The 17955-nt window shown below is 73.6% G+C and carries 5 protein-coding genes; all 5 read right to left on the bottom strand.

Annotated features, from left to right (window positions below; all coding sequences use genetic code 11):
* Positions 1-16: 16 nt before the first annotated feature.
* A complete protein-coding gene (locus tag AB0H82_RS31825) occupies positions 17-1219 on the bottom strand; it encodes a cytochrome P450 (protein ID WP_362998922.1) in 1203 nt (400 codons plus the stop codon).
* 8 nt (positions 1220-1227) lie between these two features.
* The gene (locus AB0H82_RS31820; RefSeq protein ID WP_362998920.1) at positions 1228-2343 is read right to left on the bottom strand and encodes a cytochrome P450; all 1116 of its coding nucleotides are present in this window, start codon (positions 2341-2343) and stop codon (positions 1228-1230) included.
* An 86-nt stretch (positions 2344-2429) separates the two neighbouring features.
* On the bottom strand, positions 2430-3635 hold the full coding sequence (locus tag AB0H82_RS31815) for a cytochrome P450 (protein ID WP_362998918.1): 1206 nt from the start codon (positions 3633-3635) through the stop codon (positions 2430-2432).
* 83 nt (positions 3636-3718) lie between these two features.
* Positions 3719-15025 (bottom strand): amino acid adenylation domain-containing protein, encoded by an 11307-nt coding sequence (locus AB0H82_RS31810; RefSeq protein ID WP_362998916.1) that lies wholly within the window; start codon positions 15023-15025, stop codon positions 3719-3721.
* On the bottom strand, positions 15022-17955 hold a 2934-nt coding region (locus tag AB0H82_RS31805), incomplete at its 5' end, for an amino acid adenylation domain-containing protein (protein WP_362998914.1). The genes AB0H82_RS31805 and AB0H82_RS31810, both read right to left, overlap by 4 nt.

Below are 17955 nucleotides of genomic sequence, written 5' to 3'. Positions count from 1 at the left end.
CCGGGTCGCCCCGGGCTCACCAGGTGACCGGCAGCCGCTCCACGCCGTACGCGGTCGACCGGACGCGGAACTCGACGTCCCGCGTGGGCACCGCGAGCCGCAGGCCGGGGAAGCGCCGCAGCAGCGCCGCGTAGGCGATGCGGAGCTCCATCCGGGCCAGGGCGGCGCCGATGCAGTGGTGGATGCCGTGCCCGAACGCGACGTGCGGCACGGGTTCCCTGGTCACGTCGAGCCGGTCGGGCCCGGGGGTCAGCGCCGGGTCGCGGTTGGCCAGCGGGATCGAGCAGACGACGGTGTCCCCTGCCCTGATCAGCCTGCCGCCGAGCGTGACGTCCTCGACGGCGGTGCGGGGCGTCGGGGCGTGCGGCACGGACAGGTAGCGGAGCAGCTCCTCGACGGCGCGGTCGAGGGCCGCGGGGTCGTCGCGCACCAGGTCGAGCTGGCCGGGGTTCTCCAGGAGCGCGAGGGCGCCGAGGCCCAGCATGCCGGAGATGTTGTCGAGTCCGGCGAGCATCAGCAGGATGCAGATGCCCCGCAGTTCCTTGTCGGTGAACTCGGCTCCGTGGTCGCGCACCAGCATGCCGAGGAAGCCCTCGTCGGGGTCCTTGCGCTGCCGGGCCACCAGTGCGGCGAGGTAGCGGGTGAACGCCGATCCGGCGGCGGTGCGCTCCTGGCGTCCGCCGCCGGTGGCCAGGTGGGCGTGGCAGCGGCGCAGGAAGTCGTCGCGGTCGTCGCGGGGCACGCCGATGAGTTCGCACAGCACCGGTCCCGGGATCGCCGACGCGAACAGCTCGGCGAGGTCGGCGGGGCGTCCGGCGCGCTCCATGGCGTCGAGGCGCTCGGTGACGATGTCCTCGATGCGGGGCTGGAGTCTGCGCATCCGCCGGACCGTGAACTCCGGTGTCAGCATCTTCCGCAGCCGGGTGTGTTCGGGCGGGTCGTAGTCCATCAGGAGCCCGACGCCTTCGTCGGGCCGCCCGTCGTCGCCGGCCGGTGCGCGCGAGCCGAAGCGGCGGCGGGTGGAGAACCGGACGTGGTCGCCGAGGACCTTGCGCACCTCGTCGTGGCCCGTGACCAGCCAGAGCGGCTCGCCGCCCGCGCCGGGGGCCAGGCTGACGCGGGTGACGGGCCCGTCGGCGGCGAGGCGGCGCAGGTCGTCGGCCGGGTCGAAGCGGGTGCGGCGGGTGTGCAGCGGTACGGCTGCGGTCTCGTGCGGCATGTCGCCCCTTACCAGGCCACCGGCAGCGTCTCCACGGCCTTCGACGTGAAGCGGAGTCGGTCGCGCGGCACGGCGAGCCGCACCTCGGGGAACCTGCGCAGCAGTTCCGCTATGGCGATGCGCAGTTCCATCCTGGTCAGCGGTGCGCCGAGGCAGTAGTGGATGCCGTGTCCGAACGCCATGTGGCGGCTGTTGTCGCGGGTGATGTCGATGGGTTCCTGCGGCTCCCCCGGCGAGGCGGTGTTGTTGGCGCCGAGCAGCGAACAGGCGATGGACTCCCCCGCCTTGACCGTCTTGCCCCCGACGGTGACGTCTTCGAGGGCGGTGCGGGGTGAGGCGTGCGAGATGATCGACACGCTCCGGATCAGCTCCTCCACCGCGTGGTCGATGAGCTCGGGACGCTTCTTGAGGAGGGCGAGCTGGTCGGGGTTCTCCAGCAGGGCGAGGATGCCGAGGCCCAGTGTGCCGCCCACGTTCTGGATGAAGGAGGCGAGGAGTGTCGCGGCGGTGCCCGTCAGTTCGGCGGGGCTGAGGTCGGCGCCGTGCCGTTGGATGAGCCGGCCGAGCAGGTCCTCGCCGGGGTCGCGGCGCTTTCGCGCGGTGAACTTGCTCAGGTAGATCAGGTACGAGTTGCCGGCCGCGTCCCGCTGGTCCCTGTCGGGGTTGTCGATGCGGTTGGTGTCGAGGTGGCGGGCCAGTTCGGCCTGGTCGTCCCGGGGTATGCCGAGCAGCGTGCAGCCGATCAGGCTGGTGGTGGGCCACACGAAGTGCGGTACGAGGTCGATCGGCTGCTCGGCGCCCTCCATGGCGTCCAGGCGCTCGGTCACGATCTTCTCGACGAGGGGTTCCAGGGTGCGCACCCGCCGCAGGGTGAACTCGCCGGTGAGCATCTTCCGCAGCCGGGTGTGCTCGGGCGGGTCGTAGTGCAGCAGGTTGCCGGGCTGGACGAGGCGTCGGGAGTCCTCGATGTTGTCCGCGGGCGGCAGTGTGGTGAACCGCTCCGTGTCGCCGAGCACCGCCCGCACCTCGTCGTATCCGGTGGCGAGCCAGGCGCGTTCCATGGTTCCCGGCGGGGTGGTCTCGACGAGCGGCGACTGTTCGGTTTCATCCAATGGCTTGGGCATTCTCGGAATCCTTTCGCCCTTTCCTACGAGTCTGAATTTTGTTCCGCACACCCGTCAAGGATGTCCAAGTGTCCACCTGGCCGCGCTCACCAGCGGACGAGGAGTTCGTCTATTCCGTAGTTCGGTGTCCAGGTGCGGAATCGGATTTCCTCCGCGGGTACGGCGACGCTCAGCTCGGGGAACCGGTGGAACAGGGCCGCGATCGCGATGCGCAGCTCGACCCGGGCCAGTACGGCGCCCAGGCAGTGGTGGACGCCGTGCCCGAAGGCGAGGTGTCCGGAGTTGTCGCGGGTGATGTCGAGGGTGTCCTGCGGCACCCCGTCCACCGGGGTGCGGCTGACCGCGAGCAGGGAGCAGATCACGGACTCCCCGGCCCGGATCAGGTGCCCGCCGACGGTGACGTCCACCAGGGCGGTACGGGGTGTGGCGTTCTGCACGGACGAGACGTGGCGGATGAGTTCCTCCACCGCCGAGGTGATCAGGTCCGGCCGCTCCTGGAGGAGGGCGAGCTGGTCGGGGTGGTCGAGCAGGGCCAGCGGGCCGAGGCCCAGCATGCCGCCGATGTCCTCCAGGCCGGAGCCCATGATGGCGGCGGCCATGCCGGTCAGTTCCTCGTCGGTGAGCTCCGCGCCGTGCCGGCCGATCACCATGCCCAGCAGGTCGTCGCCGGGGTCGCGGCGCTTCTGCCGGACGAGCCTGCGCATGTAGACCATGTACGCGTTCACGGCCGCCCGCTGCCGCTCACGTTGCTCGCGGCTGGTGTGCCGGCCGAAGCCGGTGCCGGTCCTGCTGATGTTCAGGTTGCGGGCGAGTTCGGCCGCGTCGTCGCGGGGCACGCCGAGCAGTGCGCAGCCCACCAGGCCGGGGATGGGCCAGGCGAAGTGCCGTACCAGGTCGGCGGGTTGTCCCGCGCCCTCCAGCGCGTCAAGGCAGTGCGCCACGGTCTCCTCGATGAAGGGTTCCAGCCTGCGGATGCGCCGGAGGGTGAACTCGGGGGTGAGCATCTTGCGCAGCCGGGTGTGCTCGGGCGGGTCGTACTGGCGCAGGTTGCCGACCTCGATCTGTGGCTTCCCGCCGCCCCTGCCGTCGTCGGGCGGCAGCATGCTGAACCTGTCGTCGCCGAGGATCGCCCGCACCTCGTCGTAACCGGTGGCGAGCCAGTGGCGGGCCGGGGCGCGCCCGCCGGTGTCCAGTTCGACGAGCGGTGTGCGGGCGCCGAGTTCCGTCAGTTCGGGCACGGGTTCCAGCCCGTTCCTGCGCGTGTGCGCGGAGGTGCTCACTGCCTTCGACATTCAGGGTCCCTTTCGCCCTGTGAAACTCGTGGCGATTTCCGATTCCCGGGGCTCTGCGGTCCCGTCCGGGAATTTGTTTCTCCTCATTCCTTTCCGGTGTCGGCCGCGGCCCTGAGCCTGTCCGCGACGATTCCTCCGATCTGTGCCGAAGGCGCGGGCTGCAGCATGGTGTAGTGGCTGGCGGCGATTTCGTGGGATTCGATGTCGCCGCCGATGTAGGGCCGCCAGCTCTCGCCGGAGACGGCTGCCGGGGTGTCCGCGGGCCGGTCCTCGGCCGCGACGAAGAGCAGCAGGTCGCCCTGGAAGCGGCGGGGTGTGTGGTGCGGGGTGAGCCGTCCGACGTTGTCGATGACCTGGCGCATGTTCGCCCTGAGTCCTTCGTCCATGTCCTGGCCGATGTTCTCGTCGGGCGGCAGCCCGAGGTCGCTCGCCCTGGGCGTGGACGTGTCGTCCTGGCCGCCCGTCTCGGGCTCGACGTTGCTGTACTGGGCTCCGCCGAACCCTTCGGGGTAGCCGTCGATCACCCCGAGGAGCCGGACCTGTTCGCCCTGTTCCTCCAGGCGGGTGGCGACCGCCTGGGCGATGAGGCCGCCGAGGGACCAGCCGAGCAGGTGGTAGGGGCCGGTGGGCTGGACGGTCCTGATCCGTTCCGCGTAGTCGGCCGCCATCTCCGCCAGGCTCTGCGGCAGCGGTTCCGGGGCGGCGAGTCCGCGGGCCTGCACGCCGTACACGGGCCTGTCCTGCGGCAGGTGCCGCAGCAGGGCGGCGTACGCCCAGCTCAGTCCCGTACCGGTGTGCATGCAGAACAGCGGCGGCAGGCTGCCCTTGGGGCGCAGCGGCAGCAGCATCTCCAGGTCGCCGTGGTCGCCGCCCGCGCGCCGCCCGGCGGTGCGGGTTCCTGCGCGGCCCTTGCCGCGGAGCGTGACGAGGCCGTCGGCGGTCCGCCTGGCCCGTTCGCCCGTGCGCAGCATCCGCTCGCCCCCGGCCCCGAACGGGCAGGCGACGAACCGTTCACCGGTCGGCCCCGGCGCCTCGGCGTAGCCGCGGGCGAGGGACGAGCCGGCGACGTACAGGTCTCCCGTGGCGCCCGGCGGGACCGGTCGCAGGAAGTCGTCGAGGACGAGGGCGCGGGTGTTGGGCACGGGCCTGCCGGCGGGGGCCGGGTCGGGCAGCGACTCGCCGGGACCCGTGCGGAGGCCGAGCCACGGGCCACCGGTCTCGGCGGAGCCGTGGGCGCTGACCAGGGCGGTCCGGGGGTGGTCCGCCAGCCAGGCCCGGGTGTCGTCGACGGCCGCGGGGCCGCCGGCGCCGACCACCGTCACCTCCGCGAACGGCGCCTCACCGGCCGCCCTGTCCGGCGCGGTCGGCAGCAACTCCCGCACGGTGACGAGGTGTTGTGCCCCGCCGGGACCGGCGGTCGGCACGGCGTCCTCGCCGGGTGTGCCGAGGCGGACACCACCGCCCGCGCACAGGGCGGACAGCAGCGGTGTCAGCAGCGCGGACACCGGGGCCCGTACGTCGAGGAGCGTCACCCCGTGGTGTGCGGGGGCGGCGTGCTGGTGGTGCACCGCGTGGTCGACGAGCGTGCGGTGCTCGACGACGGCGCCGGCGGCGGTCCCGTCGGCGCTGTCCGCCTCCGTGGTGCCGAGCACGAGTGCCGCCTGCCGGGGCAGGGGCGGCGCGAGCGGCGGACCGGCCTGCGGGGAGGCGCCGTTGGTGGCGGCGAGCCGCGGGTCGTCGAGCAGCAGGACGGGCACCGTCACGCCGTCGCCGAGCAGCGGCGCCATGGCCGTCGCGCAGATCAGAGCGGCGGGGGTGACCTGCCGCAGACAGGAGGCGACGTCCTCCATGGGCCGGTTCGGGTCGGCGATCAGGCAGGCCGCACCGGATTTGAGCACGCCGAGCAGCGCGACGACGAGGCCGGTGGTGGGCGGCAGCGCGAGGACGACCACGTCCTCGGCGCCGATGCCGTGCTCGGCGAGGCGCCGGGCGAACCGGCCGGACGCGTCGTCCAGCGCGCCGTGGGTGAGCGGACCGTCGTGGTCCATGACGGCGACGGCGTCGGGGGCCAGCGCCGCCTGCTCGGCGAGCAGTTCGACGACGGTTCCGTCCGGGACCCGTGCCGCCGTGGCGTCGTGGGTCTCCAGCAGCAGGCGGCGCTCCTCGTCCAGGAGGAGTTCCACCTGGCTCAGCCGCAGTTCGGGGTCGTCGGCGACCTGCTGGAGGACGCGGGTGAGCCGCTGGGCGAGTGCGGTGGCGGTGGACCGGTCGAACAGTTCGGCGGCGTAGCGGATCGTGCCGTCGACGCCGTTCGGACCGCTGTCGGAGCCGTGCCGTTCGGTGAGAGCGACCACGAGGTCGGCCTCGCCCGCCGGTGTTCCGACGGGCAGGCGCGTGGTGCGCAGGCCCGGCAGCTCGGGCGACTCCCACATCTCGGCGGAGTCGCCGAGGATGTCGAGCACCGCCTGGAACACGGGGTGGTGGCCCGCCTCGGGCAGCGCCAGCGCGTCCACGAGGCGGCCGAAGGGCACGTCGGGGTTCTGGACCGCGCGCTGGTAGGTGTCGCGTGCCCGGCGCAGCAGTTCGCGGTACGTGGGGTCGCCGGAGGTGTCCGTGCGCAGGGCCAGCGGGTCGGCGAACGGGCCGACGAGGCCGTCCAGGTCGCCTTCCTCGTCCCGGCGCGGCAGCACCGTGCCCAGCGTGACGTCGGTGCCCGCGCCGAGCCCGGAGAGGAGCAGCGCGAGCGCGGCCTGCACGACCATGAAGAAGGTCGCGCCGTCGGCCTCGGCGATCTCGGTGAGCCGGATGTGCGTGGCGCTGTCGAGGGCCAGCGGCACCTCGTCGGCCCGGTGGGACGGCAGGGGCGGCCGCGGCCTGTCGGCGGGCAGCTCCAGTTCGGTGGCGGCGTCCGCCAGGGCCTTCTTCCAGTGGGCGAACTGCTCGCCGATCAGGCTGTCGCGGTCCTCCTCGTCCCGGAGCATCTCCTGCTCCCAGAGCGCGTAGTCGGCGAACTGCAGGGGCAGGGGCGCCCGTTCGGGTGCGCGGCCCTCCCGGCGTGCGCCGTAAGCGGCCGCCAGGTCGCGGACCAGGACGATCAGCGACGCGTCGTCCGTGGCGATGCGGTGCACGACGAGGAGCAGCACGTGTTCGGTCTCCGCGAGCGCGAACAGGTGCGCCGTCCAGGGTGTTTCGCGGGCGAGGTCGAACTCGTGCGCGGCGTGGTCGGTGAGGAGACGCGGCAGCTCGTCCTCGGTCGTGGAGGTCACGGGCAGGACGGGACGGGCGGCTTCGGCGTCCAGGACACATTGGCGTACGTCCTCGGGGTGTACGTCATCGCCCTCGCCGCCTGCACCTGTGGCTGTGCCTGTGCCTGTGCCTGTGCCTGTGCCTGTGCCGACGAACGTCGTCCGCAGGATGTCGTGTCGTGCCGCGACGTCTCCCAGCGCGGCCTCCAGCGCCTCCCGGTCGAGCCGGCCGCCCAGGCGCAGCGCGATGGAGGTCCGCTGGGCGGCGGAACCGGGGTTGGCGTTCGCGAGCCGCCAGGTCCGCAACTGGCCCGCGGTGACGGGGATCTCGTCGGGGTGGTCGACCGGACGCAGCTCCGGGAGCTCCTTCGACGTCAGCATCCGGGCCACGCCCAGCGGAGTGGACTCGCCGAAGAATCGCCGCATGCTCAGTTCGAGGCCGAGCTCCTCACGGATCCGCGCGGAGAGGCGCATCGCCAGGCCCGAGTCGCCGCCCAGGTCGAAGAAGTTGTTGTCGACGCCGACCCGCTCCAGGCCGAGGACCTCGGCGAACAGCGCGCACAGGGTCGCTTCGAGCTCGGTCTCCGGCTCCCGGCCCGAGATGCGGCCTGCGAAGTCGGGCCGGGGCAGCGCCCCGCGGTCGATCTTGCCGTTGGCGGTGAGCGGCAGTTTCTCCAGGACCACCACGGCGGCGGGCCGCATGTACTCGGGCAGTTCCTTCGCCAGGTGGTCGTGGACGGCCTGGATCTCCAGGTCCTCGGTCTCGGGCACGATGTAGCCGACGAGGCGTTTGTCGCCGGGCCGGTCCTCGCGGGCGATCACCGCGGCCTGCCGTACGCCGGGGTGCGCCGCGAGCGCCGCCTCCACCTCGCCCGGCTCGACGCGGAACCCGCGGACCTTGACCTGCTCATCCGCCCGGCCGACGAACGACAGCTGCCCGTCGGCCGTCCAGCGGGCCAGGTCACCGGTCCGGTACATCCGGCCGCCGTCCCCGAAGGGGCACGCCACGAAGCGTTCCGCCGTCAGGCCGGGCCGTCCCACATAGCCTCGGGCCACGCCCGGCCCTGCGACGTACAGCTCACCTGTCGCCCCGGCCGGGACCGGGTGCAGGAAGCCGTCCAGGACGTACGTCCGTACGTTGTCCAGCGGGCGTCCGATCGCGGGGGGCTTGTCCTGCGGCCTGATGTCCTCGTCGACGGGTCCTGCGGTGGCCATGACGGTGGCTTCGGTGGGGCCGTAGGTGTTCCACACCCGCGCCTGCGCCGTCCAGCGGCTGGCGAGGCCGGCGGTCATCAGTTCGGCGCCGAGGACCCAGTTCCGCACTCCGGGGACGGCGGCGGGGTCGAGCATCGTGAGCAGGGAGGGCACGACGCTGGCCGTGCTCACCCCGGCCGACTCGATCATCTCCGCCAGCGCCGAAGGCTCCGCACGCTCCTCCGACGAAGCGACCGCCAACGTACCGCCACCGGACAGCGTCACCGCCACATCCAGCACCGCCGCATCAAAACTGAACGACGCGAACTGCAGGACACACGTCCCCTCATCCACACCCAGCACCGGACGCATCGCCGCCGCGAGATTCGCCACGCCACCATGCGCCACACCCACACCCTTGGGCCGCCCCGTCGAACCCGACGTATAGATCACGTAGGCGAGCCGGTCCGGTCCGGCGGACGCGCCCAGCGGTTCGGCGGACTCGACAGCCAAGGCCTCCGCGATGTCCGCCGCATCCAGCGGTACGGCCCTCGCCCCGCCGACCGACACCTCCGCCAGGCTCTCCGCGACGCCCAGCACAACAGCCGCACCACTGTCGGCCACCATGAACGACAACCGGTCCACCGGGTACTCGGGGTCCAGCGGGACGAAAGCGCCCCCCGCCTTCCACACCGCAAGCTCCGCCACCACCATGTCGACGCCACGCGGCAGACACAGACCCACCCGCGACTCCGGATCCACCCCGAGCCCGACCAGATACCGCGCAAGACGATTCGCCCGCGCCTCCAACTCCCCGTACGACAAGACATCCGCACCACACTGCACCGCCACCACATCCGGCGTGCGCACCGCGTGCGCGGCGAACAGTTCGGGGACCGAGGTGTCCGGGTGGGAGACGTCCGTGGTGTTCCAGGTCTCCAGGACGCGGGTGCGTTCCGCGGCGTCGGAGAGCTGCAGCCTGCCGACGGGGGCCTGCGGGTCGGCGGCCATCTGGCGCAGGGCGCGCAGCAGCCGGTCGAGGAGGGCGCGGGCCGCCTCCTCGTCGAAGGCGTCAGGGCGGTGGGTGAGCCGCATCCGCAGCCCGTTGAGGGGGTCGACCACCAGGCCGAGGGGGTAGTTGATGGACTCGCGCATGCCGGCTTCGGTGAGCTCCACTCCGGCGGGGCCCGGCTCGCGGGTGTTCCCGTCGTCCTCCGTCGACGCGTCCATCCCGGTGGGGAAGCTCTCGAACGCCATGAGGGTGTCGAACGTCGCTCCGCGTCCGGCCACGCGCTGGATGTCGCCCAGGCTGAGGTACTGGTGGTCCATCAGGGCGGACTGCCGGGTCTGTACGTCCGTGAGGACGTCGGCGACGGTCGTCGCCGGGTCGAACCGCACCCGTACGGGGACGGTGTTGATGAACAGTCCGAGCATGTTCTCCATGCCGGGCAGGTCCGCGGGCCGGCCGGCCACGGAGGCGCCGAACACCACGTCCTGGCGCCCCGCCAGCTGGCCGACGACCAGCGCCCACGCGGTCTGGACGACCGTGTTCAGGGTGACGCCGCCGGCGCGGGCCAGCTCGCCGAGTGCTCGGTCGAGTGCGGGGCCCGCCACGGCGAAGACCTCGCCGGACGTCGCGTTCGGGTCCGTCCCGGCGACGGCGCCCGGTGCCATGGGGACGACCTGCGTCGGCTCGTCCGTGCCGGACAGCTCCGCCCGCCAGGCTTCCTGCGCCGCCTCCTTGTCCTGCTCCGCCAGCCAGGCCAGGTAGTCGCGGTAGGGCGTCACGGGCGGCAGACCCGCCGCGGTGCCTCCTGCTTCGTAGCAGGCCCACAGTTCGCGGCGCAGAACGGGCAACGACCAGCCGTCGAGGACGATGTGATGGAGCGTCACCATCATGCGGTGGCGGTCCTCGCCGGTCCGGGCGAGGAGCACCTTCACCAGGGGTGGCTTCGCCAGGTCGAAGCCCTTGGCCCGCTCCTCCCTGCCGATCCGCTCGGACTCCTCCCACGCCGCGTCCTCGTCGAGGTCGCAGAGGTCCTCCTCGCGCCACGGCAGGGTCGCGCAGCCGGCGACGACCTGCACGGACTGCCCGGAGCCCGCCACCTGACGGAAGCCCACCCGCAGGCTGGCGTGCCGGTCGAGGAGCGCCTGCCAGGACGCGCGCAGGCGTGCCGTGTCGAGCGGCCCTTCGAGGCCGACGATCATCTGCTCGACGTACACGTCGGTGCTCTGCCGGTCGAACAGGGCGTGGAAGAGGAGGCCTTCCTGCAGTGGCGACAGCGGCCAGATGTCCACCAGGTCCGGGGCGGCCGTCTCCAGCTTCTCGACCTGTGCCTGGTCGAGGGTGACCAGTGGGAAGTCGGACGGGGTGTGGCCGCCCGCGGTGGGCTCGTCGACGTGTGCGGCCAGGCCGGTCAGCATCGCCGCCCAGGCCTCGACCAGCGCCCGTGCCGCCGTCTCGTCGAGCAGCCGTCGCGGCCAGGCCAGGCTCAGCGTGAGCCGCGGCCCGCCTGCGGTGTCGTGGACCACACCGGTGACCTCCAGCGGGTGCGCCACGGGGAAGCGGCCGCCCGCGGGGTCGCCCGCCGGCGCCTCACCGGCGTCGTCCGGCGCGCCGCCGGGGATCCGGCCGAGGTAGGTGAAGCCGATCCGGGCGGTGGGCAGGGCCGCGAGCGTGGCGGCGGTGTCCTGGTTGAGCCGGCGCAGCAGGCCGTGGCCGAGCCCGTCGCCGGGCACCGCGCGCAGTTGTTCCTTGACGCGTTTGACGGCGTCGCCCGCGGCCGGGCCGCCGTCGCGGAGGTCTTCGAGGTCGTCGCCGCCGGTCGTCCCTGCGTCGACGCGGACCGGGTGGGTGCCGGTGAACCAGCCGATGGTGCGGGAGAGGTCCATGGTCCCGGTCAGGGCCTCGCGGCCGTGGCCCTCCACGTCCACGAGGAACCCGCCGTCCGGCGTGCCGCCTTCGCACCACTCGGCGACGGCGGCGGCGAGCCCGGTCAGGAGCACGTCGTCGACGCCCGCGTGGAACGCCTCGGGTACGCCGGTCAGGAGCGCCGACGTGACGTCGGCGGGGACGGTCACGGACACCCGCCGCACGGTGTCGGCGAGGTCGAGTGCCGGGTCCATGGGCAGCGCGGTGAGCTGTGGGTCGGGTCCCTGGAGCAGTTGGGTCCACGCGTCGAGCTCGGCCGTGCGTGCCGCGTCCGTGGCCTGTTCCGCCAGGGCGCGCGCCCAGTGGCGGAACGAGGTGGGGACCGGCGCGAGTTCGGGCGTACGGCCCGCAGTCGTCGCGGCGCACGCCTGTTCCAGGTCGGGCAGCAGGATCCGCCACGACACGGCGTCCATCACGAGGTGGTCCACGACCAGGACGAGGCGTCCTGCGGTGTCCGGGCCCAGGTCGAGCCAGACCACCTGCAGCATGACGCCGGCCCGCGGGTCGAGCCGCTCCACGGCGGCCCGGGTCTCCTCGGCGATCGTCGCGGGCAGGTCCTCGGGGGCCGTGCCGGTCGCGTCGAAGCGGCGGACGAACGATCCGGCAGGCACGGTGCCGGGCCCGGACACCACGAGCCTGCGCCCGGGTTCGGTCTCCAGGCGGGCCCGCAGCGCGTCGTGGTGGTCGACCAGCGCCCGCACCGCGTCGGCCAGGGTCTCGGTGCGCAGGCCCGCGGGGGCCTCGACCACGGCGGACTGGACGACCTTGCCGAGCGCGTCGACGCCGACCCGGTCGATCAGTTCGTGCATCACCGGTGTCAGCGGCACCTCGCCGGTGCCGGAGTCGCCAGGGCCGGTGCCGACGGTGTCGGACGGGACGGCGACCAGGGCCAGGGCCGCCGGGGTGCGGTGCTCGAAGACCTGCCGGGCGGTGATCGCGAGGCCCGCGCGCCGGGCGCCGGACACCAGCATCATCGACGAGATGGAGTCGCCGCCGAGCGCGAAGAACGAGTCCTCGGCGCCGGCCCGCTCGACGCCGAGCACCTCGGCGAACAGGTCGCACAGGACGGCCTCGACGGGGGTCCGCGGGTCACGGCCGCCGGGCATGGCGAGTTCGGGGGCGGGCAGCGCGGAGCGGTCGAGCTTGCCGTTGACGGTGAGGGGCAGCGCGTCGAGGACGACCACCGTGGCCGGGACCATGTACTCGGGGAGCCGGGTGGCGGCGAAGGCGCGCAGGGCTTCGGTGTCCAGGGCGGGGCCTGCGGCGCCGTCCTGCGCGCGCGTGGGGCCGGTGTCCGTCGCCGGGACGACGTACGCGACGAGGCGTTTGTCGCCGGGCAGGTCCTCGCGGGCGATCACCGCCGCCTCGCGCACGGCCGTGTGTCCGGCCAGGACAGCTTCGACCTCGCCCGGCTCGATCCGGAAGCCGCGCAGCTTCACCTGCTCGTCGGCGCGCCCGGCGAACGACAGTTGTCCGTCGGCGGTCCAGCGGGCCAGGTCCCCGGTGCGGTACATGCGCCCGGCGTCCCCGAAGGGGCAGGCCACGAAGCGTTCCGCCGTCAGGTCGGGCCGTCCTACATAGCCGCGCGCGACGCCAGGGCCCGCGACGTACAGCTCGCCGGTCACGCCCGGTGGCACAGGACGCAGGAAGCCGTCGAGGACGTAGGTGCGCATGTTGCCCAGCGGGCGGCCGATGGCCGGTGGGGCGTCCACCGGTTTGATGCCCTCGTCGACCCGGCCGACGGTCGCCATCACGGTGGCCTCGGTGGGCCCGTAGGTGTTCCACACCCGGGCCCGTGCCGTCCACCGACTGGCGAGGTCGGCGGTCAGCCACTCGCCTCCGAGGACCCAGTTCCGTACGCCGGGGACCGTGTCGGGGTCCAGGGCGCGCAGCACCGACGGCACGACGCTGGCGGCCTCGACCCCGGTCGTGCGGATCATGTCCGCCAGCGCGGCGGGCTCGGTGCGCTCCTCCGCCGAGGCGATGGCGAGGGTGCCGCCGGCCGCCAGGGTGACGGCGACGTCCAGGACCGCTCCGTCGAAGCTGAAGGACGCGAACTGCAGCATCACGACGCCGTCGCGCAGGTCGAGCGCGGGCCGCATCGACTCGGCGAGGTTCAGCACACCGCGATGGGCGAGGGCGACGCCCTTGGGGCGGCCCGTCGAGCCGGACGTGTAGATGACGTAGGCGAGTTGTTCGGTGGTGACCGGGATGCCCAGCGGCTCCGCGGGCTCCGCCGCGATGGTCCGCGCGGTTCCCGGCTCGTCGAGGAGGACCACCCTGGCGGCGCCGACGGGTACTCCTGCGACGGCGGTGCCGGTGGCCAGGACGACGTCGGTGCCGCTGTCGGCGATCATGTAGCCGAGCCGGTCGGCCGGGTGGTCGGGGTCGAGCGGGACGAAGGCGCCGCCCGCCTTCCACACGGCGAGCTCCGCCACGATCATGTCGGTGCCGCGCGGCAGGCAGAGGCCCACGCGGTGTTCACGGCCGACGCCGAGCCGGGTCAGGTGCCGGGCGAGCCGGTTGGCCCGCTCCTCCAACTCGCCGTAGGTGAGGGCGTCTTCGCCGCAGCGCACGGCCGCCGTGTCCGGTGCCCGGCGGGCATGCCCCTCGAACGCCTCGACGACCGAGCCCGCCGACAGCGGGCGCCCGGTGGCGTTCCAACGCTCGATCACCGAGGACCGCTCGGCCTGTTCCAGTACGTCGATGTCACTCACGCGAGCCGACGGGTCGGCCACGACCTGCTCAAGGACGCGCACGAACCGCTGGACGACGGACTCCGCGGCGGCCCGGTCGAACAGGTCGGGCCGGTAGTCCAGCTTGAAGCGCATGCGGTCGCCGCCCGGCACGGCGACCAGGGTGAGCGGATAGTGCGAGGCGTCACGCGACGCCCCCGAGGGCCTGATCGTCACGGCGTCAGGGCCGGGCTCGGGTCCCGCCGGCGGCAGCGGGTAGTTCTCGTACAGGACGAGCGTGTCGAAGACCGCGGCGGGCCCGGCGAGCTTCTGCACCTCGGCGAGTCCGACGTGCTGGTGCGCGATCAGGCCGGACTGGGCCGCCTGCAGCCCCGCCAGGAGGTCGGCCACGGGCTGCGCTCCGTCGAGGCGCACGCGCACGGGAAGGGTGTTGATGAACAGGCCGACCATCGACTCCACGCCCGGCAGTTCCGCCGGGCGGCCCGCGACGGTCGCGCCGAAGACGACGTCGGTGCGCCCGGCCAGCCGGGCCAGGACCAGCGCCCACGCCCCCTGCACCACGGTGTTCACGGTCAGCCCGCGGCCGCGCGCCAACTCGACGAGACCGGCGGTGAGTTCTTCCGGGAGGTCGGTGAGCACGTGGTCGGGCAGTACCGGGGCGCGGCCCGGGTCCGCCGGCGCGACGAGCGTCGATCCGTCGGCGCCCGCGAGCTCGGCGCGCCAGGCGGCGCGGGCCGCGTCCTTGTCCTGGCGGCCCAGCCACGCCACGTACTCGCCGTAGGGTGCCACGCGCCCGAGCACGGAGGCGTCGCCGCCCGCCTCGTACACCTGGGAGAGCTCGTTCAGGAGGACCGGCATCGACCAGCCGTCGAGCAGGATGTGATGGAACGTCATGACGAGGCGGTGCCGTCGGTCGCCGAGCCGCACGAGCAGGAGCCGCAGCAGCGGGGGGACGGCGAGGTCGAAGCGCTGGGCGCGTTCGCGGGCCGCGAGGCGGTCGATCTCGGCGAGGGCCTCGGGCTCCACGAGCCCGCTGACGTCCGCCTCGTGCCAGGGCAGCACGGCCTCGCGCGGGATGACCTGCACCATCCGGGCGCCGGTCACCGGGCGGAAGCAGGCCCGCAGCGCGGCGTGCCGGGCCAGCAGCGCCTCCCACGACGCCCGCAGCCGATCCGTGTCCACGGGTCCGTCGATGTCCAGCGCCGACTGCACGGTGTAGACGTCCGGGCCCCGGTCGTCGTAGGAGGCGTGGAAGAGCATCCCCTCCTGCAGCGGCGAGAGGGGCCACACGTCCTCGACGAGGGATCGGGATCGGGTCGTCATCGGTCTGTCTCCTCATTGCGGCTGGTGGCTGTGGGCCGGGGCTTCTCGCCGGCGAATCCGGCTTCTAGTTCCTCGATCTGGTGTTGTGCGAGGTTGAGGAGGTGGAAGTCGGACGGGGTGTGTCCGCCCGCCGTGGGGTCGGCGGTGTGGTCCGCCAGGCCGGCCAGCATCGCCAGCCAGGCCCTGCCGAGCTGTTCGGCGTCCGCCTCCTCCAGCAGCCGGCTCGCCCAGCTCAGCGTGATGGTCAGTGCGGGTCCGTCGGCGGTGTCCCTGACCACGGCGCTCGCGTCCAGTACGTGGGTGGCGGGCATGTCCGGGTCGACCGAGCCGCCGATCGCGGTCTCGCCGGCCATCTCCCAGGGTCCCGGCGGTCCCGCGGCGCGGCCGCCGCCCGCGGTGAACCGGCCCAGGTAGTTGAAGCCGATCTGCGCGGCGGGCGCGGCCTCGAACACGGGACGTGTCCCGGGGTTGAGCCGGCGCAGCAGTTCATGGCCGAGTCCGTCGCCGGGCACTGCCCTGGCCTGCTCCTTCACGGCCTTCACCAACGTACCGGCAGCGGGCCCGCCGGCCCTAGCGGCGTCCAGGTCGGCGCCGGTCACCTCAAGCCGCACCGGGTGCACTCCGGTGAACCAGCCCACCGTGCGCAACAGGTCGACGTCGCCGAGGGGTTGGCGGCCGTGTCCCTCGATGTCGACCAGCAGTCCGGACGCGGTCTCCGGCCGCCACTGCCCGACCGCGCCGGCGAGGGTCGCGAGGAGCACGTCGTCGACGCCGCAGTGGAAGGCGGTGGGCGTGCGGCCCACGAGGGTGGCCGCGTGCTCGGCGGGCACGGTCCACGAGCGGTGGCGCAGGGTGCGTACGGTGTCGACGGCCGGGTCCAACGCCCGGGCGGCGACGGCTTGTTCGTTCTTGCCCAGCAGGGCGAGCCAGTCGTCCGTCTCCGCGACCCGCCGCTCGTCGGCCGCTTCGGCGGTCAGCAGCTCCGCCCAGCGGCGGAACGACGTGCCGACGGGTTCGAGCCGGGGTACGCGGCCCGCGGCCGCCGCCTCGCACGCGGCGCGCAGGTCGGGGACGAGGACGCGCCACGACACGCCGTCCACGACGAGGTGGTGCACCACCAGCACGATCCGGCCGGTGCGGCCGGGTCCCGCGTCGACCCACACGGCTCGGGCCAGCACCCCGGCGGCCGGGTCGAGCTGACGGGCCGCTTCCTGCGCGGCCCGTCCGGCGGTCCCGTCCAGGGTGTCCGTGGTCGCGTCGACGCGGGACACCAGGGCCGTCGCGTCGACCGACCCCCGCTCCCCGACGACCAGCTTCGGCTCGCCGGGAACGGTCCGGGCGCGCAGCATGTCGTGCGTGTCCAGGACGGCGGCGAGACCTGTCGAGAGGACGTCGAGGCCGAGACCTGCCGGGGCGCCGACGACCACCCACTGTGCGAACGCGGGGCTCGTCGCCCGCTCGCCCAGCGCGTGCATCACGGGGGTCCAGGGCACCTCGCCGACACCGATGTCGTCGGGTGCGGTCTCCGGTTCGGCGGCCACCGCCACCTGCGCGAGGCGTTCCGGGGTCTTCTCGTCGAACACCTGCCGCGAGGTGAGCGTGAGGCCCGCCCTGCGCGCGCGTGACGCGAGCTGCATCGACATGATCGAGTCGCCGCCCAGCTCGAAGAAGCTGTCGTCGACGCCGACCTGGTCCAGGCCGAGCACCTCGGCGAACAGGTCGCACAGGGTCCGTTCGGTCGCTGTCCGCGGCGCACGGCCCGTGACCCGCCCGGCGAAGTCGGGGGCCGGCAGGGCGGCCCGGTCCACCTTTCCGTTGGGGGTGAGCGGCAGCCGCTCCAGGGGGACGAAGGCGGTCGGCACCATGGAGGCGGGCAGCCGGTCGCGTACGTAGCCGGGGAGTTCGGGAAGCGCCGGGAACCCCGGGAGTCCCGGGAGTCCGTCGGGACCAGGCGGCGCGGGAGGCCGCTCGCCTTCGGTGACCACGTACGCCACCAGGCGGTGCGCGTCGTCGGGGCCGTCGCGGCGCGCGACGACCGCGGCCTGCGCGACGTCCGGGTGCGCGGTGAGGACCGCCTCGATCTCGCCCGGCTCGATCCGGTGGCCCCGGATCTTGATCTGGTCGTCGGCGCGGCCCACGAAGCGCAGTTCGCCCCGGTCGGTCCACCGGGCCAGGTCGCCCGTGCGGTACATGCGCTCCCCCGCGCCGAACGGGCAGGCCACGAACCGGCCCGCCGACAGTCCCGCGCGCGCCAGGTAGCCACGGGCGAGCCCCGCGCCGGTCACGTACAGCTCGCCGGTCATTCCCGGCGGCACGGGCAGCAGGAACTCGTCGAGGACGTAGACCTGTACGCCGTTCATCGGGCGCCCCAGGGGGACGAGGTCGCGGCCGGGTGTCAGCGGTTCGCTCATCGCGGCGCAGACCGTGGTCTCGGTCGGCCCGTACGCGTTGACCATGCGCCGGCCCGTCGACCACCGGTCCACCAGGCCGGGCGGGCACGCCTCCCCCGCCACCACCAGCGTCGCCAGCTCGTCCGGCAGGGCGTCCTCGGCCGCCAGTACGCTCGGCGGCACCGTCACATGTGTCGCGCGCGTCTCCCGCAGGGCCGCGTCCAGCGACACCCGCGGCGGCAGTTCGTCCGCCCCCGCGACGATCAGCGTCGCGCCCGAGAGCAGCGCCATGCACAGCTCCGAGACGGCGGCGTCGAAGCTCAGCGACGCGAACTGCAGCACGCGCGAGTCCGCCCGCACCCCGAAGCGGTCGATCTGGGCCCGCGCGAGGTTCTCAAGGCCCGCGTGGGTGACGACGACGCCTTTGGGTGTGCCGGTGGAGCCCGAGGTGTAGATGACGTACGCGGCGTGGGCGGCCGTCAGCGGCACCGACCGCTCCGCGTCCCGCACCGGACCGGCCGGAAGCCGCCCGATATCGCG

Source organism: Streptomyces sp. NPDC050732, from assembly GCF_040654255.1.
Classification (GTDB): Bacteria; Actinomycetota; Actinomycetes; order Streptomycetales; family Streptomycetaceae; genus Streptomyces.
Note: the sequence above shows the minus strand (reverse complement) of the source record. Positions and strands in the feature narration are given on the sequence as shown.